The following is a 23,765-nucleotide window of genomic DNA, read 5'->3' as shown; positions in this document are numbered from 1 at the left end:
TGACGCACCCACCCGGGGCGCAGTCGATCTAGGCCCTAAGTCATGAGGTAAGGCTTACCTACTAAGTAGGCTGGCGTCATGACGCTGCGGGACGCTCCGGAGGGCACGCACGTTCGTCTGACCGGCGTCCGCCTGTCCGACGACGTCACGCTCCGGCTGCACGAGATGGGCCTGAGGCCTGGAGCGATCGCGCGCGTGACCCAGCACGCAGCCTTCGGCGGCCGGGTCGTCGCCGTTGCCGGGTCCCGCTACGCGATCGACTCCACCACCGCCGACCTGATCGACGTCGAGCTGCTCGACGCGCGCACGGCCACCGCCCCGCAGCACGTCACGACCGGACCGATCGACGCGCCCGCGGCCCTCCGCCCGTGAGCTGCCACGAGACCGGCCCCGCACCGGACCGCAGCGCCGTCGCCACCGCCGCGACGTCCGGCAGGGTCCTCCTCGTCGGTGCCCCGAACGTCGGCAAGTCCACCCTGTTCAACGCCCTGACCGGCGCCCGCCAGCGCACCGTGAACGCCCCCGGCACCACCGTCGAGCTCGCCACCGGCACGTGGCAGACGGCCGGCTCGACACCCGGAATCCCGACGGCCCGCGCACGCACCCTCGTCGACCTGCCCGGGACGTACAGCCTGCTCGCGCGATCGGCCGACGAGCAGGTCACCGCCGACTCCGTCCGCGAGCTCGCCAGCACCCCCGGGGCCGGCGTCGCCGTCGTCGTCCTCGACGCGACCGCACTGACCCGGTCGCTCTACCTGCTCGCCCAGGTCGCCGCGACGGGGGCGCCCGTCGTCGTCGGGCTCACGATGCTCGACGTCGTCACCCCGGACTCGCCGACCGCAGCCGCGACCCCGGACCTGCTCGCGACCGTGCTCGCCGACGTCCTCGACGTGCCGGTCGTGCCCCTCGACTCGCGCGACCGGTCGCACGGTGGGCTCGTCGCCCTCGGCGACGCCGTCGACGCGATCGCCCGGAACCCGCGCCCCGTGCGCGACCTGCCGCCCGCAGCGGACCGGGGGTCGGCGGACCCGGTCGACCTCGGGGCGGAGCTCGCTCGGGCCGAGGTGACGTTCGCCTGGGTCGAGCGCGTCGCGGCGGAGGTCGCCGCACGCGTCGGGGTCGGGGTCGGTGCGGAGGGTGGCGTTCGCGTAGGGCCCGGCGTGCACGTCGGCGCGGGACCGGATGCGGGCGCCGCGGTCGTTCCCGGACCGGGTGCGCCGTCGACCCGGCCGTCGTTCTCCGACCGGGTCGACGCCCTCCTCCTCCACCCGTGGGCCGGGATCCCCGTCTTCCTCGGCGTCGTGTGGCTCCTGTTCGAGCTGACCACCACGCTCGCCGCCCCCCTGGTGAACCTGATCGACAGGCTCGTGCACGGTCCCGTCGAGGGCGCCGTCACCTGGGCGCTCGGGCTCGTCGGGCTCGGCGACGGGTGGCTGCGCGGGCTCCTCGTCGACGGGCTCCTCGCGGGCGTCGGCACCGTGCTGACGTTCCTGCCGGTCATGGCCGTCATGTTCCTGGCGCTCGGCGTGCTCGAGGACTCCGGCTACCTCGCCCGCGCGGCGTTCGTCGCCGACCGTGCGATGCGGGCGCTCGGTCTCGACGGGCGCGCGCTGCTGCCGCTCGTCGTCGGCTTCGGCTGCAACCTGCCGGCCCTCGCCGCGACGCGCACGCTCCCGAACGCACGCCACCGCCTCCTCACCGGGCTGCTCATCCCGCTGACGTCCTGCTCGGCGCGGCTGACCGTCTACGTGCTGCTCGCCGGCGCGTTCTTCCCCGGGTACGCCGGCACCGCGATCTTCCTGATGTACGTCGCGAGCGTCGCCCTGGTGCTCGGCGGCGGTCTGGTGCTGAGGCGGACGGCGTTCCGCGACGTGCGACCCGAGCCGCTCGTGCTCGTCCTGCCGGCGTACCAGCGCCCGCGGCTGCGGCCCCTCGCGCTGTCCGTGCGCTCGCGCGTGGGGGCGTTCGTCGCCGGGGCGGGCCGGATCATCGTCGCGACCATGCTCGTCGTGTGGGTGCTCATGGCGATCCCGGTCGCCGGTCACCACGCGGTCGGTGACGTGCCGGTCGCGGACAGCGCCTACGGGCGGGTGGCGTCGACGATCGCCCCGGTGCTCTCTCCTGCCGGGTTCGGCAACGATCACGCGGCCGCGGCGCTGATCACCGGGTTCGTGGCGAAGGAGGTCGTGGTCGGCTCGTTCGCGCAGTCGTACGCCGTCGCGGAACCCGGAGACGTCGCCCGGGTCGGCAGCCTCGGCGACCGCCTGCGCGAGTCGTTCGCGGCGTCGTCCGGCGGGCACGGCGCGGCAGCGGCCGCGGCGTTCATGGTGTTCGTGCTCGCGTACACGCCGTGCGTCGCGACGCTCGCCGAGCAGCGCCGACTGTTCGGGTGGCGGCCGACCCTCGGCGCGGTCAGCGCCCAGCTCGTGACGGCGTGGCTGCTCGCGGTGCTGGTCTTCCAGATCGGGGCGCGGCTGTGACCAGGACCTCCGTCGCCCTCACGACACGCCCCGACGGAGCCGCCGCAGGAGCACCCGTCGAGCCGAGCGCCTGGTCACGGGTCCTCGCAGAGGCGTCCGCGCGTGGCGGCACCCCGGCCCAGGTCGCCGCGCGTCTCGGCCTGCCCGAACCCCTCGTCTGTTCCGTCCTCGACCACGCCGAACGGCTCGGCCTCGTCACCGTCGCGGGCCGGACCTGCACGTCGTCCTGCCCCACCGGCCCGACCCGACCCGCCACCTGCCACGGCTGCCCCCTCGCCCCCTGACGCCGGACGCCGAGATCGCACACCCGCGCCGAGATCGCACGGCCGGACTCACGATCTCGACATGCGTGTGCGATTTCGGCGAGGGGTCAGCGGCCGGCTGGCCAGGTGACGTGCGCTCCGAGAGGTCGGCCGCCTGCCACGCTCCGGCCCGCGAGATCGCACACGCATGCCGAGATCGCACGTCCCACGTCACGATCTCGGCGCGGGTGTGCGATCTCGGCGAGGGGGTGGGGCGGGCGGTGGGGTGGGGTCAGTCGGGTCAGGAGCGGGTGGGGAGGGTGGAGGTGTCGGGGAGGGGCTCGTAGTGGTCGTGGGCGGCGGCGAACTCGCCGCGGCCACCTGTCAGGGAGCGGAGGTCGAGGACGTAGCGGCTGAGCTCGGACTCGGGGACGAGCGCCGTGATCGCGCTGCGGCCGTCGGGAAGCGAGCTCGTCCCGGTGATGCGCCCGCGCCGCGAGGAGAGGTCGCCCAGGACCTCGCCCTGGAGGGTGGCGGGCACCGTGACCGTCACCGCGGAGACCGGCTCCAGGACGACGGTCCCGGCGGCGGTGAGCGCCTCGCGGAGACCGTGAGCGGCAGCCGTCTTGAAGGCCATGTCGGAGGAGTCGACGGCGTGGAACTTCCCGTCGATGCACTCGACCCGGACGTCGACGACCGGGAAGCCGTGCAGGCCACCCGACGCCATCGCCTCGACGATGCCCCGCTCGACCGCCGGAAGGTAGTGCCGCGGGATGGACCCGCCGACGATCTTGTCGACGAACTCGAACCCGGACCCTCGCGGTGTCGGCTCGACCTTGAGCTGCGCGACCGCGAACTGGCCGTGGCCACCCGACTGCTTCTTGACCTTGCCCTCGGCCTGCGTCGCTCGCGCGATGGTCTCCCGGTAGGCGATCCGGACGGGCTCCGTCGCGACGTTGACGCCGAACTTCCGCGCAAGCCGCTCGAGCGCCACCGCGAGGTGCATGTCACCCGCACCGCGCAGGACGGTCTGCCCGGGCTCCCCGGGGCTGCCCGTCCGGTCGACGGCGAGCGTGGGGTCCTCGGCGACGAGCCGCGCGAGCGAACCCGAGAGCTTGTCGTCGTCGGACTGGGTGAGCGGCCGGAGCGCGAGCGCGAACGGGGTGGGACGCGGGGCCGGGCCGACGACACGCACGGGCGTCGCGGTGCGTGCGAGCGCCGAGCCGGTCGGGCTGGCGGCGAGCTTGGCGACGGCGGCGAGGTCACCCGCGACGACCGCGTCGGTGGGCAGGTGCTCCTTGCCGCGCAACGTGAAGAGCCCGTGCACGCGCTCCGCGGTACCGGTCGTCGTGTTGACCAGGTGGTCCTCGGCGGAGACCGTCCCGGAGAGCACCTTGAACAGCGAGACCTGCCCGACGAACGGGTCGGCGACCGTGCGGAAGACGTACACGAGCGGGTCACCCGCGGGGTCGGCCGCGACCTGCACCTCGGAGTCGCCGATCGTCACGGCACGGGGCCGGTCCGCGGGCGAGGGTGCGAGCTCGCACAGGAAGTCCGCGAGACGGTCGACCCCGACACCGCTGATCGCCGAGCCGAGGACGACGGGGAACTCGAGGCAGTCACGCACCTCGTGCGCGAGCGAGCGCTCGAGGTCCGTCGCCGAGGGCACGTCGCCCGAGAGGTAGCGCTCGAGCTGCTCGTCGTCGCCGGAGACGATCTCCTCGGCGATCTCCTCGTGCAGGTCGTGCTCGACCGCCGCCACGTCGGCCGACAACGCCTCGTCATGGTGGTGGCCGGTCGCGTCGTACTCGAGCCCCTGGTCGGAGAGGACGTCCGCGACACCGTGCAGCGACTCGGCCTCGCCGAGCGGGAGCTCGAGCGGGACGATCCCGGAGCCGAACGCCGCCCGGAGCTCGGCCAGCACACGCTGGAAGTCCGCGCGGGCCTTGTCCTCCTTGGTCACGAAGACGATCCGCGGGATGCCGAGCGCGGCGCACTGCTCCCATGCGACCTCGGTGCCGGCCTCGACGCCGTCGACCGCGCTCACCACGAGCACGGCGACGTCGGCCACGGCGAGCGCGGCGTCCACCGCACCGCCGAAGTCGGCGTAGCCGGGGGTGTCCAGCAGGTTGATCTTGTAGGTCTCGCCGTCGGGCGCCGTCCACTCGAACGGTGCGATCGCGAGCGACAGGGAGATGCCGCGGGCGATCTCCTCCGGCTCGTGGTCGGAGACGGTCGTGCCCTCCTCGACCCGGCCCGCTCGCGTCAGGACCCCGGATCTGAGCAGCAGCGCCTCGGTGAGCGTGGTCTTGCCGCTCCCGCTGTGGCCCACCAGGGCGACGTTGCGGATCCTCGGCGTCGTTGCCGTTCCCATGCGGTGCTCCTTCGTCGGAGGCGGGCCTTGGGGACAGGCTAGTCAGACGGAGGACGGACTGCTCGGGACCTTCGATGCTGGCGTGTGACGGACCGCCGGAGAGGTCGCTGATCCGGTGCCCTCGAGGTCGAGCTCGGCGACGAGGGCGTCGAGGAACGCGACGACGTCGGCGCGGGACGAGACCGGGACGGACCGGGCGATCTGCGCCATGCGCTCGTGCATGCGGGTGAGCCGGTCGCGGACCTCGGCGTGCGCGGCCGGGGTCGACGCGAGGATCAGCGACCGACGGTCGGACGGGTGGGGTGCGCGCGCGAGGTGACCGGACGCGGTGAGCCGGTCGAGCAGCTTGGTCGTGGACGCCGACGAGATGGCGAGGTGCCGCGCGAGCTCACGGGGCGTGAGGTGGTCGCCGCGGCTCTCGGCCTCGATGACGAGCTGGATCGCGTGCAGGTCGGTCTCGTTCATGTCCATGTCGGCGCTCAGGCGTCGACGCATCTCCTGGTCGGCGCGTCGGAAGCGTCGCACCGCGCGCAGGAGGTCGACGACGTCGGCGACGGCCGGGTCGTCGTACCAGTAGCCCGAGCCGACCGACGGCTCGGCCTCAGCCGACCGCCCCGACCCTGCCGACCCTGCCGGGCGCGCCGTCGGGGGTTCGTGAGCGGGATTCGTCCGGGTGCTGTTCGTCGACACACCAAGATGCTACCGTAACTATTAACTAGCCAGGCTAGCGATATGCACGACACCCGGACCACCCGAGGAGAGCACGATGGAGACCCTCCGCCTGCTGCACAGCGTGCCCGCGGACGACGTCGTCCTGCTCGACGACGACGGGGCGCCGATCGGCCGCGCCGCCCGCTCGACCGTCCACACCACGACGACCCCGCTGCACCTGGCCTTCTCGTGCTACCTGGTCCGTCCCGACGGTGCCGTCCTGCTCACCCGCCGGGCCCTGACCAAGCGGACCTGGCCGGGGGTGTGGACCAATGCCGTCTGCGGCCACCCGCGCCCGGGCGAGAGCGTCACGGACGCCGTCGAGCGGCACGCCTGCCACGAGCTCGGCGTCACGGTGCACGGGCTGCGCCTGGTCCTCCCCGACTTCCGGTACCGCGCGGTCGACGCCTCGGGCACGGTCGAGAACGAGGTGTGCCCGGTGTTCGTCGCGAGCATCGACGAGGACCCCGACCCGGACCCCTACGAGGTGATGGACCTGCGCTGGTGCCGACCGGACGAGGTGACCGGGCTCGTGGCGACCGCCCCGTGGGCCGTGAGCCCGTGGATGGTCGAGCAGGTGCGCACCGGCGGCGACCGCCTGCTCACCCCGACCGCCGTCCTGTCCGTGCCCGCGGGGGTGGCGTCATGAACGACCACGACGAGGTGCTCGCGGCGTACTTCACCGACCGCACCAGGCGCGCCGAGGCCGTCGGACCCGAGCTGCACGGTCTGTGGACGAGCCTCGAGGCGGCCGCGCAGGGCGGCAAGAGGTTCCGTCCTGCGCTCGTCGCCGCCACGCACCGTGCGTTCGGCGGGACGGACCCCGCACCGGTCGGGATGGTCGGCGCCGCGATCGAGCTGCTGCACACGGCCTTCGTCGTGCACGACGACGTCATCGACGGCGACGACACCCGCCGCGGACGGCTCAACGTCTCCGGCAGCTTCTCCCGACGCGCCGCCCGTGCCGGCCTCGACGACGACCGCGCGACCTCCCTCGGGCGGACGGCCGGGATCCTCGCCGGGGACCTCGCCCTCGCGGGAGCGGTCCGCATGGTCGCGCTGTGCGGTGCGGACCCCGCCACCACGCGCCGTCTGCTCGACCTGCTGGACCACGCGGTGCACGTCAGCGCCGCCGGAGAGCTTGCCGACGTGACCCTCGGCATGGGCCTGTCGCCGGTATCGCTCGGTGCGGTGCTGACCATGGAGGAGCACAAGACCGCGGTGTACTCGTTCGAGCTTCCCCTGCAGGCGGGGGCCGTCCTGGCCGGTGCGCCGGACCCGGCCGTCGGCCGCCTCAGCGAGCTGGGTCGCCTGCTCGGCATCGGGTTCCAGCTGCTCGACGACCTGCAGGGCGTGTTCGGCGATGAGGCCGCGACGGGGAAGAGCGCCCTGACGGACCTCCGCGAGGGCAAGGCCACACCGCTGATCGCCTTCGCCCGGAGCACCCCGGACTGGCCGCAGATCGAGCCGTTCATCGGTGACGTGACTCTCGACGAGGCGCGTGCCGACGTGGTGCGCGGCCTGCTCACCGCCTGCGGTGCGCGCGACGTCGTCGAGGACCTCGCCGACGGCTACCTCACCGCGGCGCTCGACGTCGCGAGCGACCTCGGACTCCCGGCCGACTTCGCCGCCTGGGTCGGGACGATGACCGACGAGTTCGTCAGGAGAGCAGCATGAGCCTCGACCAGCGCGCCGCCGACGAGCCGACCCGGGCGCGCGACGTGTACGACGACGTGGCCGCCGCGAGCGCGGCGATCGTCATCCGCCGCTACTCGACGTCGTTCAGCCTCGCGTGCCGCCTGCTCGACGAACCCGTGCGCACCCGGGTGCAGAACATCTACGCCCTCGTCCGCCTGGCCGACGAGATCGTCGACGGCCCGTTCAGCGCGGTCGACCCGGACCGCACGGCGCGACAGCTCGACGCGCTCGAGGCCGAGACCTACGACGCCGTGCGCGCCGGGTGCAGCACGAACCTCGTGGTGCACGCGTTCGCGCAGACGGCGCGCACGTGCCGGATCGGACCGGACCTGATCGGACCGTTCTTCGCGTCGATGCGCGCCGACCTCGACGTGAGCAGCCACGACGCGGAGAGCCTGTCGGCGTACGTCTACGGGTCGGCCGAGGTCGTCGGTCTCATGTGCCTGCGCGCGTTCCTGGCGGGTCAGCCGCACGACCCGGGCGCGTATGCCCGGCTCGCACCCGGCGCTCAGCGGCTCGGTGCCGCGTTCCAGAAGGTCAACTTCCTGCGCGACCTCGCCGCCGACCACGACGTCCTCGGGCGCACCTACGTGGCCGCGGTCGACGTCGAGCACCTCACGGATGCCGAGCGCGACGCCCTGCTCGACGAGGTCGACGCGGACCTGGCCGCTGCGGCGCGCGCGATCACGCACCTGCCTCGCAGCAGCCGGCGCGCCGTGAGCGCCGCGCACGGGCTGTTCGCGGAGCTGTCACGTCGGCTGCGCCGCACGCCGGCGTCCGAGATCGCGCGGACACGGGTGAGGGTCCCGACGGTGGTCAAGGCGTGGGTCGTGCTCCGCGCGATCGTCGGCTCTCGGGCCGTCGTACCGGCGCGAAGGGGCGACTTCTCCCGCATCTCCCCCGCGTCCGCCACCTCCGACACGTCCCGCACGGCCGACGCCTCCCGTGAACCCCGCACGTCCGGCATCCCCCGCGCGTCCGGCACAGCTCAGGCACTCGTCGCACCCGACGGGACCCGGTCATGACGGCACGCCCCGGCGCCGGCCGCCGCGTCGTCGTGATCGGGGGCGGGATCGCCGGGCTCGCCTCGGCGGCCCTCCTCGCGCGCCAGGGCTATGAGGTCGACCTGCTCGAGCAGCACGACGCTGTGGGCGGTCGCGCAGGCTCCTGGGAGGCCGACGGCTTCCGGTTCGACACCGGGCCGTCCTGGTACCTCATGCCGGAGGTGTTCGACCACTTCTTCGCGCTGCTCGGGACGAGCACCGCCGAACAGCTCGACCTCACGCTGCTCGAGCCCGGATACCGCGTCTTCTTCGAGGGACGACCGGGCGGGTCTCCTGACTCCGACCGCCCGGCGCCGGTGGACATCCACCCGGACCGTGCGCGCAACGTCGCGACCTTCGAGGCGATCGAGCCCGGTGCCGGCGCGGCGCTCGACGCGTACCTGTCCACCGCGAAGGACGCCTACGACCTGGCGGTCCGCCGGTTCCTCTACACGAGCTTCGAGTCGCTCGCGACGCTGCTGCGCGCGGACGTCGTGCGGCGCGCCCCGCGACTGGTCTCGCTCCTGACCCGGACGCTCGACCGCCACGTCGCGCGGTCGTTCGACGACCCCCGGCTGCGGCAGATCCTCGGCTACCCGGCGGTCTTCCTCGGGTCCTCCCCGGACCGTGCACCGAGCATGTACCACCTGATGAGTCACCTCGACCTGGCCGACGGCGTCCGGTACCCGCAGGGTGGGTTCGCGCGCCTGATCGAGGTGATCGCCGACCTCGCACGCGCCGAGGGCGTCCGGATCCACCTCGGGGCCGAGGCGACCGCGATCACGACCACGGCGCAGGTCCGTCACCCCGACCACCCCCACCCCCACCCCGCGGCGTCGAGTGGAGCGTTCTGCGACCGACACGCGGGCGTGTCGTCGCAGAACGCTCCACTCGACAGCGGGGCTCGCGGGCTCGACTCCTCCGGTCCCGGCGGCTCCCGTGCGCGTGGCCTCCGCCGGCGGTCGCGCGCACGGGTCACCGGCGTCACCTACCGGGACCCCGCCGGAATGCTCCGGAGCCTTGACGCCGACGTCGTGGTCGGCGCCACCGACCTGCACCACCTGGAGACCGAGCTGGTCGCACCGGAGCTGCGGACCTACCCGCAGTCGTGGTGGGACACCCGCGACCCCGGGCCGGGCGCCGTGCTCGTGTACCTCGGCGTCGAGGGCAGGATCCCGCAGCTCCCGCACCACTCGCTCTTCTTCACGGCGGACTGGCAGCAGAACTTCGACGACGTGTTCGGATCGGACCGGCGCGTGCCCGATCCCGCCTCGACGTACGTGTGCAAGCCGTCCGCGACGGACCCGACGGTGGCCCCGGACGGTGCCGAGAACGTGTTCATCCTGGTCCCGGTCCCGGCCGACGTGAGCATCGGACGCGGTGGCGTCGACGGCCGAGGCGACCCGGACGTCGAGAAGGCGGCCGATGCCGCGATCGACCAGCTGGCGACCTGGGCCGGTATCCCGGACCTCCGATCGCGCATCGTCGTGCGGCGCACGGTCGGGCCCGGGGACTTCGCCGCGGATCTCCACGCGTGGTCGGGTGGGGCGCTCGGACCTGCGCACACGTGGCGGCAGAGCGCGTTCCTGCGCGGCCGCAACGCGTCGCGCCGCATCGACGGGCTGTTCTACGCCGGGGGGAGCACGATCCCGGGCATCGGCCTGCCGATGTGCCTGATCAGCGCGGAGGTGCTGGTCAAACGCCTCGGGTCGGACCAGTCGACGGAGCCGTTGGCGGCCCCGCTGTGATCCGCGGCCTGTACCTCGGCGCGCTCGTCGTGTCGATCGCCTCGATGGTCCTGCTCGACCGCCGATGGCGCCTGGTGCTGTGGGCGGACGCGCGGCGCGGCGCGATCGTGCTGCTCGTCGGGGTCGCGGTGTTCCTGTCCTGGGATGCTGCCGCGATCCACCTCGGGTTCTTCCAGCGCGGGCACGGGCAGGCGCTCGTCGGCGTGGAGATCGCACCGCACCTGCCCGTCGAGGAGCTGTTCTTCGTGACGTTCCTCTGCTACCTGACGCTGGTCGGCCACGCGCTGATCCGTCGCCTGCTCGAGGCGCGGTCCACCCAGGCGACGGGCCATCCGGTCAGCGACGAGGTGCCGCGATGACCTACCTGTATCTCGATGCCATCGTCCTGACCCTGGCGGCCGTGGTCGGGATCGTCGCCGCGCGACGCGGCCGCACCGACCGGCGCTGGTGGGCGACGACGGCACTCACCGCCGGCGCGCTCGTCGTCCTCACCGTGGTCTTCGACACGTGGATGATCGCCGCGGACCTCTTCCGGTACGACGAGTCGGCGCTCACCGGACTCCGGATCGGGCTGACGCCCGTCGAGGACCTCGCGTGGCCGATCGTCGCCGCCGTGCTGCTGCCTGCGTCGTGGGAGCTGCTCGGCCCCGCGCCGAAGCAGGCAGAGCGTCGCCCACTCGCCGACGTGGAGACTCCAACCTCCCGGAGCCCGGAGGTGACCCCATGAGCGTGGACACGTCCCGCCCGCCGGCCGCGGTCGCGCTGCGGCAGGTGATCGGCTCGTCCCGGCCGATCAGCTGGATCAACACCGCCTACCCGTTCGCCGCCACGTACCTGATGGTCGCCGGCCGCGTGGACCTGACGCTCGTGATCGGGACCGTGTACTTCCTGGTCCCGTACAACCTGCTCATGTACGGCATCAACGACGTCTTCGACTACGAGTCGGACCTCCGGAACCCGCGCAAGGGCGGGATCGAGGGCGTCGTGCTGAGCCGACGATGGCACCGGCTGACGCTGTGGTCCGCGGCGCTCTCGAACGTGCCGTTCCTCGTCTACCTGCTTGCCGTCGGTTCCACGGCTGCCCGGATCACGCTCGGCGTCTCGGTGCTCGCGGTCGTCGCGTACTCGGCGCCGGGGCTGCGCTTCAAGGAGCGCCCGGTGCTCGACTCGCTCACGTCGAGCACACACTTCGTCAGCCCGGCGGTTCTCGGCCTCGTGATCGCCGGAGGCGGGGCCTCGGTCGCCGTCGTCGCGACCTTCCTCGCGTTCTTCCTGTGGGGCGTGGCCTCCCAGGCCTTCGGCGCCGTGCAGGACGTCACCGCCGACCGTGCCGCATCGATCGCGTCGATCGCGACCTGGCTCGGCGCGCGCCGCACCGTGCGCTTCGCGATGATCGCCTACGGGCTCGCGGCGGTCGCGATGCTCGGCGCCGGGTGGCCGGGCGGGCTCGCGGCCGTGATCCCGCTCGGCTACCTCGCGAGCGTCGCGCCGTTCCGGAACCTCACGGACGACGACTGCGAAGCCGCCAACCGCGGCTGGCGACGGTTCCTGTGGCTCAACCTGGTCAGCGGGTTCCTCGTCACCCAGCTGCTGATCTGGATCGCGCTCCGGTCCCGGTGATCGGCGGGAGACAATGGCGTCGTGGACCACGATCGCAACGCGTACCTCGATGCGGTACTGATCGGTGGCAGGGAGCCTGCGCACATCGTGCTGGCCGAGTACGACGACGCGTGGCCCACGCGCTTCGAGGTTCTCGCCGACCGTGTCAGGGGAGCCCTGGGCGACCGGGTGCGCCGTCTCGAGCACATCGGCTCGACGTCGGTACCGGGCCTGGCCGCGAAGCCCCTCATCGACATGCTCCTGATCGTCGACGACGTCGAGGACGAGGCCGCGTTCGTCGCACCCTTGGAGGCGGCGGGCTTCGAGCTGCGCGTCCGCGAGCCGGACCATCGCATGTTCCGGACCCCGCAACGCGACGTGCACCTGCACGTGTACGCCACGGGCCGGACCGAGGAGCGCGACTACCTGGACCTGAGGGACTGGCTTCGCATCAGCCGTGACGACCGCATCCTGTACGCGACCGTCAAGCGTCGCCTGGCGCAGCAGCAGTGGGCCGACATGAACGACTACGCCGACGCCAAGACCGACGTCGTGCGCGACATCCTCACCCGGGCACGATCCTGGAGAGCCGCGAGCGCGGACCCCCGCGCAACCTGATCGGCGATCCGAGACTCGACGCAGCGCGCACCGTCAGAGCCGCTGCCCGGCGCCACACGTGTCAGGCGGGGTTGCGCACCGCGTGGCGGACGTAGACCACACCGTTGCCGAAGCGTCGGTGGTCGAGGAGCGTGAGGTCGAGCCGTACCCCCCGGGGCAGCGCCGGCTTGCCGCCGCCCACGAGGACCGGGCACAGCAGCAGCACGCACTCGTCGACCAGACCGTGCCGGAACGCCTCGGCCGCGATCCCCGCGCCGCCGATGCTCACGTCCGCGCTGGAGGTCTCCTTGAGGCGTCGGACAGCCTCGGGGTCGAACGTCCGCTCGATCCTCGTGCGCGCGGTGGAGACGTCGGTGAGGGTGGTGGAGTAGACGATCTTGTCGGTGTCGCGCCAGATGTCGGCGAACTCGCGGACCACCGCGGGCTGGTCCGTCAGCCAGTCGTCGGACTCCCAGACGCGCATCGTCTCGTACATGCGTCGCCCGTACAGCGCCGTGCCGATGCGGCGCTCGTGCTCGTTCCAGAACGCGTGCACCTCCTGGTCGGGCACAGACCAGTCGAACGCCCCGGCCTCGTCCTCCAGGAAACCGTCGAGCGAGATGTTGGCCGCGTAGATCAGCTTGCCCATGGAGCCCTCCGTCCGGACGAGGCCACCAGCGTGCAACGCCACCCCGACACCGGCAACACCGACGGGGACCGTTCACCAGACCCCACGATGCGCGCCTACCTCGCCACGAGTGTCAGGAACCACGCGCGGCGCTCACCTGCGACCGTCGCGGAGGACGACGTCGTCGGCCATCTCGCCACCCGAGGAGGGCGCCCTGGATCCTGAACCGGTCATGGCCTGTTCAGGGCGTCGCGGGTACTGACGCACCGCTCCCCGTCGGCAGGTGTGACGTGGGTGGTGGGTGCGGACACTATCGAGGTATGGAGGCAGAGTCCGACGAGGTGCTGTGGGGCCGCGTCGTTGCGGGCGAGGCGCAGCTGTACGGGCTGATCTGGGATCGTCACCGCGACCGCGTCGTCCGGCACGTGATCCGGCTGGGCTGCGCACCGGCTGACGCGGAGGACCTGACGGCGGCGGCGTTCCTCGAGCTGTGGCGGCGGCGCGGCTCGGTGCGATTCGTGGACGGGTCGGCGCTGCCCTGGTTGATCGTCACGTCGCTGAACGTCTACCGCAACGAGGCTCGCGCCCGGCACCGCTACCGTCGCTTCCTCGCGGCTCTTCCTCCACCGGAGCACGCCCCGGATCCCGCCGTGATGTTCGAGGACCTCGACCCGGCGCGCGACGCACGGGTGCGAGCGGCGATGACCGGCGCCCGGCCGGCAGATGTCCGCCTGCTGGCGATGACCGCGCTGGAGGAGTTCAGCGTCAAGGATGCGGCGGCCGCGATCGGCATCAGCGAGTCGGCAGCCAAGATGCGCCTGTCCCGGGGGCCCCGATCGTCTCGATGCTCGAGGCACCCATCACCCGATCCGTGACCGCCGGGACGGCGATCCCGCTCGAGCCCCGTCCCGCCGCGGCCACCCACGCGCGCGTCACGATCACCCCCTGACGGTCGGGTCGGTGAACTTCGGCACCGACGCCGCCGGCAACAACCCCAGCGGGTCCTGGGATGCCGCGTCAGCGATCGGGCACGCCCGGACCTGGTACGACTTCCCGCTGAACGACTCGGTCGACACCCTGTACGTGACGCCGGCAGGGGGCTTCACCGGCACCGTCACCATCCAGTACGTGAACTACGTCCCGACCCGTCTCGGGGTCAACGCGCACGGCCAGACCTACGGGGTCAGCGGCTCCGCCGACCAGGGCGAGCCGGACCTGGTCGCAGTGACCGCAACCAACGGCAAGGACGGCTACGCCTACGCCACCGACCTGCAGGGCGGGCCGCTGCCCACCAGCCCGGCCGATGCCATCACCCAGCAACAGGCGAACCAGGGGCGCACCCGCACGGTCCCCGTCTACGACTCGGACGGCACCACCGTCATCGGCGGCTTCACGATCGGCTGACCCGGCTCGCCCTGCTGTCCGCTGCGGACAGCTGGTGACCAGGTGGCACCGGTGCGATCAGAGGTCCACGAGCAACCGCGCCCTGGCGTCCGTGAACTCGTCGTCGCTGATGACTGCCTCCGCGTGGAGGGCGTGGAGGTCGCGAAGGCGATCGGCGATGCCGACGCGCGGGCTCGTGCTCTCGGCCCGCATGAACCACGCGGCGACGGTCGCCGTGACGATCCCCAGAAGACTGATGCCGACCAGCATGAGGGAGGCGGCCACGAGCCGGCCGACGGCCGTCACCGGGTACACGTCGCCGTACCCGACGGTCGTGACCGTCGCCATCGCCCACCACAAGGCGTCGGGGAAGGTCGCGATCGTGGCCCCGGGCGAACCGCGCTCGGCATCAAGGATCGCCAGCGCGCCGATCACGATCAGCACACCCGCCGCGAACGCGATCGCCCGGCCCGTCTGGATCAGACCCCGGTCACGGGTCAGCAGCACCTGGCCGATGGCGAACACCCGCAGCACCCGCAGCGGCCGCAGCATCGGCACGACCACCACGACCACGTCGATGGGGTGCCGGGCGAGATAGGCCCACCAGCGCGAGGACGGACAGTGGGCCGGACGTGCGCGCTTCATACCGCTCCAGGCGGCTGCTGGTCGTCATGGCGCCGATCATCCCGTGCGCCCCACCGCCGCACGCCCCGCCGAAGCCTGACCAGCGATCCGCGACTCGACGCAGAGCGCCCGGTCAGGCCTCGTGACCCTGGTCGCGGCTATGCGCCGCCGGAGAGGGCGTACCCGGTGTAGCTGTCGGTCCCGGTCTTCAGGTAGACCGCCATGGTGCACGGAACGCCGAGCCGCTGCCGCTCGGCCTGCGGGGTGACGGCCGCGAGGAGCGGGTGGCCGACGACGGGTGGGACCGTGGCGACCGCCACGACCGGGTAGGGCGCGTCGCCGGGCAGAGCAGCACGGAGCCCGACGATCTCGGCGTGCGTCAGTCCAGCGGTCCCGCGCAGGTAGGTGCGCCCGCAGTAGCTGAGGTGATCCGGCGTTCCCCACCATGTGCCGTAGGCGACGCGGTAGGCGAGGACTCCCCCCGGCGAGCACCACGGAGAGGACGATGGCCATACCCGCAAGCCGATGCCTCATGACGCTCCGCTCCGCGTGGACAGCACCCCCTGGATGCCGCCACGCACGTTATCTCAACGACCCGGCCAATTGACGTGAGCGAGTATCGGCTGGCAACGTGAATTCAAACGAGGCGTGAAGCGGTCGACGTTCCGGAAAGTCAGGCAGGGGGAATACATGATCCGGACAATGATCTGCAGTCGCCTGGTAGCTGTCGTGCCATTGGCCATCGTGGCGGCGACGCTTGCGGCGTGCAGCGGTGAAAGCCCCGGGCAGGCTGCTGCTCAGGGCGCGTGCCAGGCGTACGCGAGCTTCAACCGGCACTCGGTGGCTACCACCGCGGCACAGGCTGACGCGGTGGTAGCCACTGCTCGCGCCGATGCCGATCACGCGGCCACGGCCGATCCTGCGTGGGCGAACCTGCAGCGCGACATGACGTACGTCTTCTCCTGGCGGGGCAGCTTGGACACCGCCACGGCCTCCCAGATGGATGCCTACTTCGCTGCCGACCGACGCGTGCAGGCAGACTGCGGGTCCGCCGGGGAGGACATCGGGCCGCTCCGGCCATGACCGCGATGCAGCCCTGCCGCGATCACCACGGCGGTACTCACGAAAGTGCCCGTCTCACAACGGTCGCGACGCGCGTAGGCGCTGAGAACGCCGATCGGCCACATCCGGTCATGTCTCACTGAACGCACGGGTCGCCCGTAGTCTCGGCGGCATGTCGCAACCTCGCCCGCTTGCCGTTGCCGTCATCCGACACCCGCGTACGGGCGCGATCTTCGTCGATGAGACGACGGAGCCCGGCACCGGTCGGGTCCATCACCGGGCGGTCGGTGGCGGCATCGAGTTCGGGGAGCTCGCTGCACAGACGTTGGTCCGCGAGCTCAGGGAGGAGTACGGGATCCAGGTCACGGTCGGCGCGCAGCTCGGTGTCCTGGAGAACCTGTTCGTCTACCAAGGACAAGCCGGTCACGAGCTGGTCGTGGTGCACGAGGCCGAGTTCGCCTCCTCGGAGGACTACTCGGTCGAACGAACCCCGTGCAACGACGACCCGGACACCGTCGGTACCTGGCGTCCGCGCGAGGGGAGCCCGTACCCGCTCTACCCAGACGGCCTCGACAACCTGATGTCCGACCATTGAGCCCGCTGCAGGACTCGGCACGACCTGAGGGTGCCGCGCGCGACAAGGCGACTGCCCCGGTTGTTCGGGTTGCGTTCGGGTCACGTGCTCGCGTCGGTGAAGGGGATCACGCGGTCATCGCGCCTCGTCGACGTGCCGGTGCGTCGACGCCAGAGCGCTCGTAGCGAGTCGTCCAAGGTTTCAATGAGGGATGCGCCCGCGAAGAGGACGAACATCACTGGTTCCTTGAGGTGGAGAATCTCCCACTCGTCACCGTAGCGCCTGTCACGGTGGCGCCGCGGCGCGTTGAGAATGTGCTCCGGGCAGGTCAAGAGCGGCCTTCTCGAACGCTTCCCCGTCGTGCGACTCGACAATCGCTGCCGACTCGACGGCTTCAGCCAGGAAATCGCCACCCCTACGGACGCGAGTCGGGGAGCCTATGGCCGTCCGTCGTCGTCCCGCATCGCCCGCACGACGATCGACCCGCCGATCATGGTCGCGCCCAGGATCAGAATGGCGGAGAGAATCGGAGAGATCCACGTGTTCCACGTGACGCTCACGGAGACCTGGTCGGAGGAGATCAACCTCGTGAGGATCTGGGTGCCAACCAGCGACGTGACGACGGCTCCGACACCCCACCAGAAGATCGCACGGGCGGACATTCGAGGAGGCATGCGCGCACCTTTCGTCTCAGAAGAATGACCGGGACGCGGCGGACGGGGTTGTCACCGTCGCGTCATCGAGTATCACGACGCCATACGTGCCGGCCGAGCAGAACGAGCCGAAACTCCCGAGCGGGATCTCATTCCTCCCGCTCCACGTCCTGAGCTCGCTCCCGTCCAGGAGCATCCCGGTACCAGTCAGCTGGTCACCGTCAGCCACCAGGTGCCCGCCGACCATGACGTCCGCCCCACCGTTCGCCTCCGTCACCGTGTCGGGCCAGACCACCCAGCGACGACCGTCGCTACCGAGATCGACGTCGACGCAGCCGTTCTCCTGAACGACCACCACCCCGGTGACGTCGTGACGCACACCGGGGAATGCGCTCGGTGACGGCTGCTGCGGTATCCCGAATCCGACCCTCGCGCTCGAGCACCCCGCGACCGTCCCGCACGCCACCACCAGAACGACCGCAACAACCCATCGCCACATGATCTTCCTTTGCCCCCTGCGGGGCGGGTGACCGCCTGCCCCCTGGATTCCAGTGTGCCGTTTCGCACACCCGGCGTGCTGGAACTTGACGACCCCATTCGTGGTCGACACCACCGTCGACAGCGAGTCCGACCCACAGGAATCGCGCGCATATCCGTGCGGGGCCGGGGCGCGACCTGTGACACTGTCTCGATGTCTGAAGGGTCGCCACAAGAGCATGTCGATGCTCGGGTTCTTGCGTACTATGTCTCGCCCCGGGTCTGATGGAGGCTCTCAATCCCAGAGAGGATGAGAGTCATGGTGGCACCGAGGAAGTACCCCGAGGAGCTTCGGGAGCGAGCGATCAGGGTGGTCCGTCCCGGCGGCTGGGTCTTCGCGGCCGGCTTTCCCGGGGGTCACGTCCACCTGGCCGACGATCTCGAGCAGGAGGCGCTCGACGCGGGGCTGCGCGATGTCCGGACCGTCGGTCTGGAGGGTCCCGGCGCCCTTGCGCTCGAGGTCAGCCGATCGCACGACCCGCACCTGATCGCGGCCGCCCGAACCCTGGCAGAGGCCTACGAGTCACAGCCCGGGCTGCGTGACCTGAGCCCCCATCTCCTGACCATGGGGCGCACGCCGGCGACGTGACCCGACCGGTGAAGCTCGTCCGTTCGTACCACTCGTTCGGAGGATGTCCGGGATCGCGAGGTGCGACAGGCTGGCCAAGGGGGGCAAGTCATGCGTTGCAGAATCGTCGCGGCAGCGATCGTCACGGTCGGCTGCCTTGCGACGTCCGGCTGCGTCCAGGCCACCACGACCTCTGACGCGAGTGCGACCGACCCTGCCGCAACCAGCAGCCCGGCACCTCGCTCGGCGACGACAGACGGGACAGACCGGGCCCAGTCCGCCAACGGGGTTCCGGGCGCCGCAGAGTTCTGGGCGGAGGAGGCCGAGATCAGGGCCGCGGCGATCGAGTACAACGACCTGGACCGCTCAAGTCCAGAGTTCTCCGTCGCCTGGGCTGCCGGGCCGGACTGCGCGCCCTACACCTGGATGGCGGACCTCATCCGCGGCGACCTCTCGTACGACGACGTGACTCTCCGCAGCACATGGGCGTTCTGGGACAAGGCCCGGCTTCCGCAGAACGGCGACGAGCTGTGCGACGGGGGACCGACCCAGGACCCCCAGCTGTTCGCACTCTTGTCGACCATGTACCTCGACGCAGCCTCACCGGACGTCAAACGGGAGGCCTGGTCGTACTGGAAGGAGGGCACTGAGCAGGTCGAGGAGTCCTACCAGTTCACGAAGAGCGCCGAGGAGTACCGGTCTCTCACCAAGAAGCTGAAGGCCGCGCGAGCCGGGGTCCGCATCAACTGAACAAACCTGGTTCAGCAGTACGTGGAACAGCGGAGAACCCGCCCCGATCTCAGTCGTCGGGGAGGGCGGCGAAGGCCTGCTGGGCGTCGCGGTACCACCTCATCGACGCCTGGGGGTGGCGCCAGCGGCTCTTCATCGCGTCCCGGGCTTCCTGGTGGGTCACGTCGCCGGCCTTCTCCGCCTCCTTGAGGTGGCGATCCTGTGCCTTGATGACGTCGTCCGCGCTCTGCCCGTGGTGCTCCAGGTCGCAGGGCCCTCCCAGGGCCCGGCAGGTCATGGTCTTCATCGTCGCCTCCTGATGATGGGGTGTGCTGATGTACTGACGATCGAGACGGCCCGGGTGTGACCGCGTCAGACCCGTGGGTGATCACCGTCGCGACGCACGACGCGCGCGAGCACCTCGGGCGCGGCGCGGAAGGTGATGGTCCGCACGAGGCCGTCGTCGACGGTGAAGTCGAAGACGACCCGAGCCGCGCCGAGGTGGAACCACGCGCTGCCGGGACGGTCGCCGACGAAGACCGGGAGCGCGGCCTTGGCGCTGCCGTTGAAGAACGTCGCCACCTCGTCGCGACCGTCGATCCGCTGCGGAGTGCCGGCCAGGACCGCAGCGTCGTCGGCGGTCACGGTGGCGTCGGGTGCGAGCAGCCGCAGCAGCCGGTCGAACTCCCCGTTCCTGGCGGCAGCCATGAACGCGTCGACCACCTCCCAGTCGGCGAGCCGGTCCTCGGGGTGCGGCTGGCCGACCTTGGCCCGGGCCCGCGAGGCCAGCTTGCGGGCCGCCGCCGGCGTGGTGTCCAGGACCGCTGCGATCGTCGGGAACTCGAAGCCGAAGCTGTCGTGGAGCACGAACGCGACTCGCTCGCGCGGGGAGAGCCGCTCGAGCACGACCTGCAGAGCCAGACCGACCGTGTCGGCGAGCGCGACGTCGTCGGCCGGATCGTTGACGGTCCCCTGTGGCTCGACGTCCTCCACCGGTACGGGGGTCCGTGATCGCAGCCGGTCGAGGCACAATCGGCTGGTCACGGTCGTCAGCCAGGCCGGCAGGCTGTCGATCTCGGCGTCCGTCCCGTGCAGCCGCAACCACGCCTGCTGCACGATGTCCTGGGCCTCGGCACGATCGCCGAGCAGACGGCTCGCGATCCCCACCAGGCGCGGTCGTTCAGCCTCGAACAGGCTCGTCCGGTCCACAGCCTCCACCCTCCCACCACCGTCGGTCATCCCACTGACGCGCGAGCCTGGTCGAGTGTGACCACAGTCGGCCCGCGAGGCCGCGGGTTCGCGCCGCACTCCGAGCGGGGTCCGGTCCGTGGCGATCGTCAGCTGATCCGGGGAGTCCCCGCTCGGTCAGGCGGTGTGGGAGCGGCGGTCACGTCGGTGCTTGAGCTTCGTCTCGTACATGGCGAGGTCGGCCCGATGGAGCAGCTCCGTGGCCCGCTCGGCCCGGTCCCAGGTGGCCTCGCCGGCGGAGAAGGACGTCCCGGCCGGTGCCGCCTCGTCCAGACGTCTGATCAGGCGACGGATCCCCACCTCGTCCGAGCCAGGCGCGATCACGGCGAACTCGTCACCGCCGATCCGGGCGAGGAAGTCCCCACCGTCACGCACCTGCGTCTGCCAGGCTCGGGCGATGGCCTGGAGCAGGCGGTCACCTGCCACATGCCCGTCGCGATCATTGATGTCCTTGAACCCGTCGAGGTCCATCACGACGACCGACAGCGCCGCACCGGACCGACCTGAGCGTTCCATCTCCTCATCGAGCCGCGCGTCCCAGGCCCGCCGGTTGGCCAGCCCTGTGAGCGGGTCCACGGTCGCGGCAAGGCGCAGCACGTTCACGAGCCCCATCACGACGGCACCGACGACGGCAGTCGTGCCGAACACCGCGAGCCACGCGACCACCGGCGCGTCACCGGTCGCGGGTCCGAAGGTGAGCACCGCCGCGTAGAGGGCCCCGGCCACCGCGATGTGGGCGAGCGCGGCGCGGGCGGAGAACAGCAGGACGGCGAAGGTCGCGGTCAGCATGTAGAGGTTGGCCATCGCGAGGCGCTCGGTCGCCGCGATCGCCACGACAGCGGTGATCAGGACGTTGCCCGCCACGATCTCCACGTGCAGGCTCCATCGTGGTGGCTGCCGCCGCCGCGCCACCACGAGCCACAGCAGCGCGAAGAAGGCACCCACGACCGAGGCGCCCACCAGGCCGGCGAGCGCCGGTGCCGACCAGTGGCGCGCGGGGAGCACGAGAAGGACGGCTACCGTCGCCGTCGCGGGAAGCATCCCGGCGACGGTGTCAGGAGCGGCCAGCAGGTCCCGCGCCCGATCACCCCACGGGCGACGGGGCGCCGACGGGAGGCCCGCGCGAGTGCTGCGACCAGCCATCGAGGCCCTCCCACCACGCAGGGACCATGCTCACTCCATCATCGACCCGATCGCCGACGAAGTTGAGCAAGGCGCCCCAACCCACATCGCCACCGCGAGATCGCGAGATCGTGAGTCTCGGTCGAGATCGTCGGTCCGGACTCACGATCTCGACCGAGACTCACGATCTCGCGGGGTACGGAGCGGGCTCGCGGGGGTCGGAGCGGGTCAGACGCTGACGGGGAGCGGCAGCCGGGACTCGTCGGTGGCGATCGTCAGGTGGTCCGCGGGTTCGCGCGGGCCGTGGGTCGACGCCCGCAGTGCCCACAGGATCGTCGCGAGGTCCACGAACTCCTGCAGCCCCGCACCGACGATCGCCGGGATCCACCCGAAGGCCGCGAGCACCATGAGGGCGAGGCTCATCGCGACGCCGATGCCGATCGCCTGCATCGCGACCGAGACCGTCCGCTGCCCGATGCCCACCGCCTTCGCGGTCCGGTAGACGTCGTCCAGCATGATCACGACGTCCGCGGACTCGCTCGCGGCCGTGGACCCGCGGGCCCCCATCGCGATGCCGACGTCGGCGGCCGCGAGCACCGGAGCGTCGTTCACGCCGTCCCCGACCATCATCACGGGGCGGACGTCGAGCGACGCGACGGCATGCACCTTGTCCGCCGGCAGACAGTTGGCCCGGACGTCGTCGACGCCGAGCTCGGTCGCGACGTGACGCGCGGTGGTCTCGGCATCGCCGGTCAGCATGACGACGCTCGTCACCCCGAGCCGGTGCAGCTCGGCGAGGGTCTGACGGGCCTCCGGACGCTCCCGGTCCGAGAGCAGGATCGCGCCGCCGTACTCTCCGTCGATGCCGACGTACACGCCCATCTGACCCGGGGCGAGAGCGACGGGTGAGATCGTGCCGGACGTCACGCGCTCGGCGACGAACGCCGCCTTGCCGACCACGACCGCCCGACCGTCGACCAGCGCAGACACCCCGTGCGCGGTGGTCTCGTGCACGTCGTGGCCCTCGCTGAGCACCTCGCCCTTCGCCGCGGCGGCCGCGACGATCGACGCGGCGAGCGCGTGACCCGAGTACTGCTCGACGCTCGCGGCGAGCCGCAGCAGCTCGGAGGTGTCCACACCGTCGGTGCTCACGACGGCCACGACCTCCGGGGTCCCGCGCGTGAGGGTGCCCGTCTTGTCGAACGCCGCCGTGCGGATCCGCGCGAGCCGCTCGAGCGTGCCGCCGTTCTTCACGATGATGCCGTTCTTGGCCGCGCGTGACATCCCGGCCATGAAGGCGACCGGGGTGGCGATCAGCAGCGGGCAGGGCGTGGCGACGACGAGCACCTCGGCGAACCGGATGCCCTCGCCGGAGATCGCCCACGCCACGCCGGCGATCACGAACGACACCAGGGTGAAGGGCACGGCCACCCGGTCGGCGAGCCGCACGAACGGCGCCTTGGACTCCGAGGCCTCCCGCACCAGCGCGATGATCGTCTGGTACTGGGAGTCGGCTGCGGTCGCCGTCGCACGCACCCGCACCCCGGCCGGCCCGTTGACGGACCCGGACATCAACGCGTCGTCGCGCACGTGCTCGACCGGCATGGACTCCCCGGTCAGCGACGACTCGTCGAAGGACGCCGCCTCGGACAGCAGCACGCAGTCGACCGGCACGACCTGCCCCGGCTTGACCATGAGCTCGTTCCCGACGACCACCACGTCGATGTCGACGTCCTCGACGGTGCCGTCCTCGGTGACCCGGTGAGCGATGCGTGGCGCACGCTCGAGCAGGGCGCTCAGCTCGCGGCGCGCACGGCCGGCGGCGTAGTCCTCCAGGGCGGCACCACCCGTGAGCATGAGCACGACGACGACGGACGCCCAGTACTCCCCGACCACCACGGTCGAGACGATCGCCGTGACCGCGAGGATGTCGATCCCCCACGTCCCGTGCCGGATGTCCTCGACCATGCCGCGGGTCTGCACGGCGGCGATGACGAGCGCGTAGACGCTCAGGAGCCAGCGCGTCCCGTCGGAGAACCCGGCGAGGGCGACGGCCCCGCCGAGCAGCCCGACCGCGATCGTGGTGGCGACCAGCGGGTAGGTGCGCGCGGATGAGCGAATACGGTCCATGGTGTCCGGTTTACC

Annotated in this window: 28 protein-coding genes; 17 read left to right on the top strand and 11 right to left on the bottom strand. The window is 71.6% G+C overall.

Annotated elements, in window-relative coordinates:
- Positions 1-78 precede the first annotated feature (78 nt).
- From LJB74_RS10485 to LJB74_RS10475, 3 genes are read left to right on the top strand one after another with little or no spacing between them, the layout of a single operon-like run.
- Complete coding sequence (locus LJB74_RS10485; protein ID WP_259308475.1) at positions 79-372, top strand: FeoA family protein; 294 nt, start codon at positions 79-81, stop codon at positions 370-372.
- Positions 369-2,480 carry a ferrous iron transporter B gene (locus tag LJB74_RS10480; RefSeq protein ID WP_259308474.1) on the top strand — a complete coding sequence of 704 codons (2,112 nt, stop codon included), beginning with the start codon at positions 369-371 and terminating at the stop codon, positions 2,478-2,480. Before LJB74_RS10485 ends, LJB74_RS10480 begins: the two co-directional genes overlap by 4 nt.
- The gene (locus LJB74_RS10475) at positions 2,477-2,764 is read left to right on the top strand and encodes a helix-turn-helix domain-containing protein (protein ID WP_259308473.1); all 288 of its coding nucleotides are present in this window, start codon (positions 2,477-2,479) and stop codon (positions 2,762-2,764) included. Before LJB74_RS10480 ends, LJB74_RS10475 begins: the two co-directional genes overlap by 4 nt.
- A 259-nt stretch (positions 2,765-3,023) precedes the next feature.
- Here LJB74_RS10475 and LJB74_RS10470 read toward each other — a convergent pair whose 3' ends face one another.
- Together LJB74_RS10470 and LJB74_RS10465 are read right to left on the bottom strand one after the other, a co-directional pair.
- Positions 3,024-5,096 (bottom strand): elongation factor G, encoded by a 2,073-nt coding sequence (locus tag LJB74_RS10470; RefSeq protein WP_259308472.1) that lies wholly within the window; start codon positions 5,094-5,096, stop codon positions 3,024-3,026.
- Positions 5,097-5,138: 42 nt separating this feature from the next.
- The gene (locus tag LJB74_RS10465) at positions 5,139-5,786 is read right to left on the bottom strand and encodes a MarR family winged helix-turn-helix transcriptional regulator (protein ID WP_259308471.1); all 648 of its coding nucleotides are present in this window, start codon (positions 5,784-5,786) and stop codon (positions 5,139-5,141) included.
- Between the two features lie 76 nt (positions 5,787-5,862).
- On the opposite strand from LJB74_RS10465, the gene idi reads away from it, so the two are divergent.
- From idi to LJB74_RS10420, 8 genes are read left to right on the top strand one after another with little or no spacing between them, the layout of a single operon-like run.
- Positions 5,863-6,456: an isopentenyl-diphosphate Delta-isomerase gene (gene idi / locus LJB74_RS10460; protein WP_259308470.1), complete on the top strand. Its 594-nt coding sequence runs from the start codon at positions 5,863-5,865 to the stop codon at positions 6,454-6,456.
- The gene (locus LJB74_RS10455; protein ID WP_259308469.1) at positions 6,453-7,484 is read left to right on the top strand and encodes a polyprenyl synthetase family protein; all 1,032 of its coding nucleotides are present in this window, start codon (positions 6,453-6,455) and stop codon (positions 7,482-7,484) included. The genes idi and LJB74_RS10455 overlap by 4 nt, the downstream gene beginning before the upstream one ends.
- Positions 7,481-8,530, top strand: coding sequence for a squalene/phytoene synthase family protein (locus LJB74_RS10450; protein ID WP_310650840.1), 1,050 nt, complete (start codon positions 7,481-7,483; stop codon positions 8,528-8,530). Before LJB74_RS10455 ends, LJB74_RS10450 begins: the two co-directional genes overlap by 4 nt.
- Complete coding sequence (gene crtI, locus LJB74_RS10440) at positions 8,527-10,296, top strand: phytoene desaturase family protein (protein ID WP_259308468.1); 1,770 nt, start codon at positions 8,527-8,529, stop codon at positions 10,294-10,296. Before LJB74_RS10450 ends, crtI begins: the two co-directional genes overlap by 4 nt.
- Positions 10,293-10,655 (top strand): lycopene cyclase domain-containing protein, encoded by a 363-nt coding sequence (locus tag LJB74_RS10435; RefSeq protein WP_259308467.1) that lies wholly within the window; start codon positions 10,293-10,295, stop codon positions 10,653-10,655. The genes crtI and LJB74_RS10435 overlap by 4 nt, the downstream gene beginning before the upstream one ends.
- Complete coding sequence (locus LJB74_RS10430; RefSeq protein ID WP_259308466.1) at positions 10,652-11,023, top strand: lycopene cyclase domain-containing protein; 372 nt, start codon at positions 10,652-10,654, stop codon at positions 11,021-11,023. Before LJB74_RS10435 ends, LJB74_RS10430 begins: the two co-directional genes overlap by 4 nt.
- Positions 11,020-11,916, top strand: coding sequence for a prenyltransferase (locus LJB74_RS10425; protein ID WP_259308465.1), 897 nt, complete (start codon positions 11,020-11,022; stop codon positions 11,914-11,916). The genes LJB74_RS10430 and LJB74_RS10425 overlap by 4 nt, the downstream gene beginning before the upstream one ends.
- Before the next feature lie 21 nt (positions 11,917-11,937).
- Positions 11,938-12,513, top strand: coding sequence for a GrpB family protein (locus tag LJB74_RS10420; RefSeq protein ID WP_259308464.1), 576 nt, complete (start codon positions 11,938-11,940; stop codon positions 12,511-12,513).
- A 61-nt stretch (positions 12,514-12,574) separates the two neighbouring features.
- Here the strand turns inward: LJB74_RS10420 and LJB74_RS10415 are convergent, their stop codons facing one another.
- The gene (locus tag LJB74_RS10415) at positions 12,575-13,141 is read right to left on the bottom strand and encodes a dihydrofolate reductase family protein (RefSeq protein WP_259308463.1); all 567 of its coding nucleotides are present in this window, start codon (positions 13,139-13,141) and stop codon (positions 12,575-12,577) included.
- 299 nt (positions 13,142-13,440) lie between these two features.
- Between LJB74_RS10415 and LJB74_RS10410 the strand changes: the two genes are divergently transcribed.
- Positions 13,441-13,995 carry an RNA polymerase sigma factor gene (locus LJB74_RS10410; protein WP_259308462.1) on the top strand — a complete coding sequence of 185 codons (555 nt, stop codon included), beginning with the start codon at positions 13,441-13,443 and terminating at the stop codon, positions 13,993-13,995.
- A gap of 85 nt (positions 13,996-14,080) precedes the next feature.
- Positions 14,081-14,524: a hypothetical protein gene (locus LJB74_RS10405; protein ID WP_259308461.1), complete on the top strand. Its 444-nt coding sequence runs from the start codon at positions 14,081-14,083 to the stop codon at positions 14,522-14,524.
- Positions 14,525-14,581: 57 nt separating this feature from the next.
- Here the strand turns inward: LJB74_RS10405 and LJB74_RS10400 are convergent, their stop codons facing one another.
- Both LJB74_RS10400 and LJB74_RS10395 read right to left on the bottom strand, forming a co-directional pair.
- Positions 14,582-15,148, bottom strand: coding sequence for an ion channel (locus tag LJB74_RS10400; RefSeq protein ID WP_259308460.1), 567 nt, complete (start codon positions 15,146-15,148; stop codon positions 14,582-14,584).
- Between the two features lie 137 nt (positions 15,149-15,285).
- Positions 15,286-15,648, bottom strand: coding sequence for a hypothetical protein (locus LJB74_RS10395; protein WP_259308459.1), 363 nt, complete (start codon positions 15,646-15,648; stop codon positions 15,286-15,288).
- Positions 15,649-15,997: 349 nt separating this feature from the next.
- Between LJB74_RS10395 and LJB74_RS10390 the strand changes: the two genes are divergently transcribed.
- Both LJB74_RS10390 and LJB74_RS10385 read left to right on the top strand, forming a co-directional pair.
- The gene (locus LJB74_RS10390) at positions 15,998-16,210 is read left to right on the top strand and encodes a hypothetical protein (protein ID WP_259308458.1); all 213 of its coding nucleotides are present in this window, start codon (positions 15,998-16,000) and stop codon (positions 16,208-16,210) included.
- A 151-nt stretch (positions 16,211-16,361) separates the two neighbouring features.
- On the top strand, positions 16,362-16,784 hold the full coding sequence (locus LJB74_RS10385) for an NUDIX domain-containing protein (RefSeq protein WP_259308457.1): 423 nt from the start codon (positions 16,362-16,364) through the stop codon (positions 16,782-16,784).
- Positions 16,785-17,200: 416 nt separating this feature from the next.
- Here the strand turns inward: LJB74_RS10385 and LJB74_RS10380 are convergent, their stop codons facing one another.
- The gene (locus LJB74_RS10380; RefSeq protein ID WP_259308456.1) at positions 17,201-17,437 is read right to left on the bottom strand and encodes a hypothetical protein; all 237 of its coding nucleotides are present in this window, start codon (positions 17,435-17,437) and stop codon (positions 17,201-17,203) included.
- A gap of 16 nt (positions 17,438-17,453) precedes the next feature.
- Entirely contained in the window at positions 17,454-17,915 is a 462-nt protein-coding gene (locus LJB74_RS10375; RefSeq protein WP_259308455.1) for a hypothetical protein, read from the bottom strand.
- Between the two features lie 297 nt (positions 17,916-18,212).
- On the opposite strand from LJB74_RS10375, the gene LJB74_RS10370 reads away from it, so the two are divergent.
- Complete coding sequence (locus LJB74_RS10370; protein ID WP_259308454.1) at positions 18,213-18,542, top strand: hypothetical protein; 330 nt, start codon at positions 18,213-18,215, stop codon at positions 18,540-18,542.
- A 90-nt stretch (positions 18,543-18,632) separates the two neighbouring features.
- Positions 18,633-19,271, top strand: a complete 639-nt coding sequence (locus LJB74_RS10365; RefSeq protein ID WP_259308453.1) for a hypothetical protein — start codon at positions 18,633-18,635, stop codon at positions 19,269-19,271.
- A 49-nt stretch (positions 19,272-19,320) separates the two neighbouring features.
- On the opposite strand, the gene LJB74_RS10360 is transcribed toward LJB74_RS10365, so the two are convergent.
- The 4 genes from LJB74_RS10360 to LJB74_RS10345 form a co-directional block, all read right to left on the bottom strand.
- Positions 19,321-19,557: a DUF1059 domain-containing protein gene (locus LJB74_RS10360; protein ID WP_259308452.1), complete on the bottom strand. Its 237-nt coding sequence runs from the start codon at positions 19,555-19,557 to the stop codon at positions 19,321-19,323.
- 65 nt (positions 19,558-19,622) lie between these two features.
- A complete protein-coding gene (locus LJB74_RS10355) occupies positions 19,623-20,459 on the bottom strand; it encodes a sigma-70 family RNA polymerase sigma factor (RefSeq protein ID WP_259308451.1) in 837 nt (278 codons plus the stop codon).
- Between the two features lie 156 nt (positions 20,460-20,615).
- On the bottom strand, positions 20,616-21,641 hold the full coding sequence (locus LJB74_RS10350) for a diguanylate cyclase (protein WP_259308450.1): 1,026 nt from the start codon (positions 21,639-21,641) through the stop codon (positions 20,616-20,618).
- 207 nt (positions 21,642-21,848) lie between these two features.
- On the bottom strand, positions 21,849-23,750 hold the full coding sequence (locus LJB74_RS10345; RefSeq protein WP_259308449.1) for a heavy metal translocating P-type ATPase: 1,902 nt from the start codon (positions 23,748-23,750) through the stop codon (positions 21,849-21,851).
- Positions 23,751-23,765 lie beyond the last annotated feature (15 nt).

The sequence above is a fragment of the Cellulomonas sp. P24 genome (genome assembly GCF_024704385.1).
Taxonomy (GTDB): Bacteria; Actinomycetota; Actinomycetes; order Actinomycetales; family Cellulomonadaceae; genus JAJDFX01.
The sequence above is the reverse complement of the archived record's forward strand: the minus strand, read 5'-3'. Positions and strand labels throughout refer to the sequence as shown.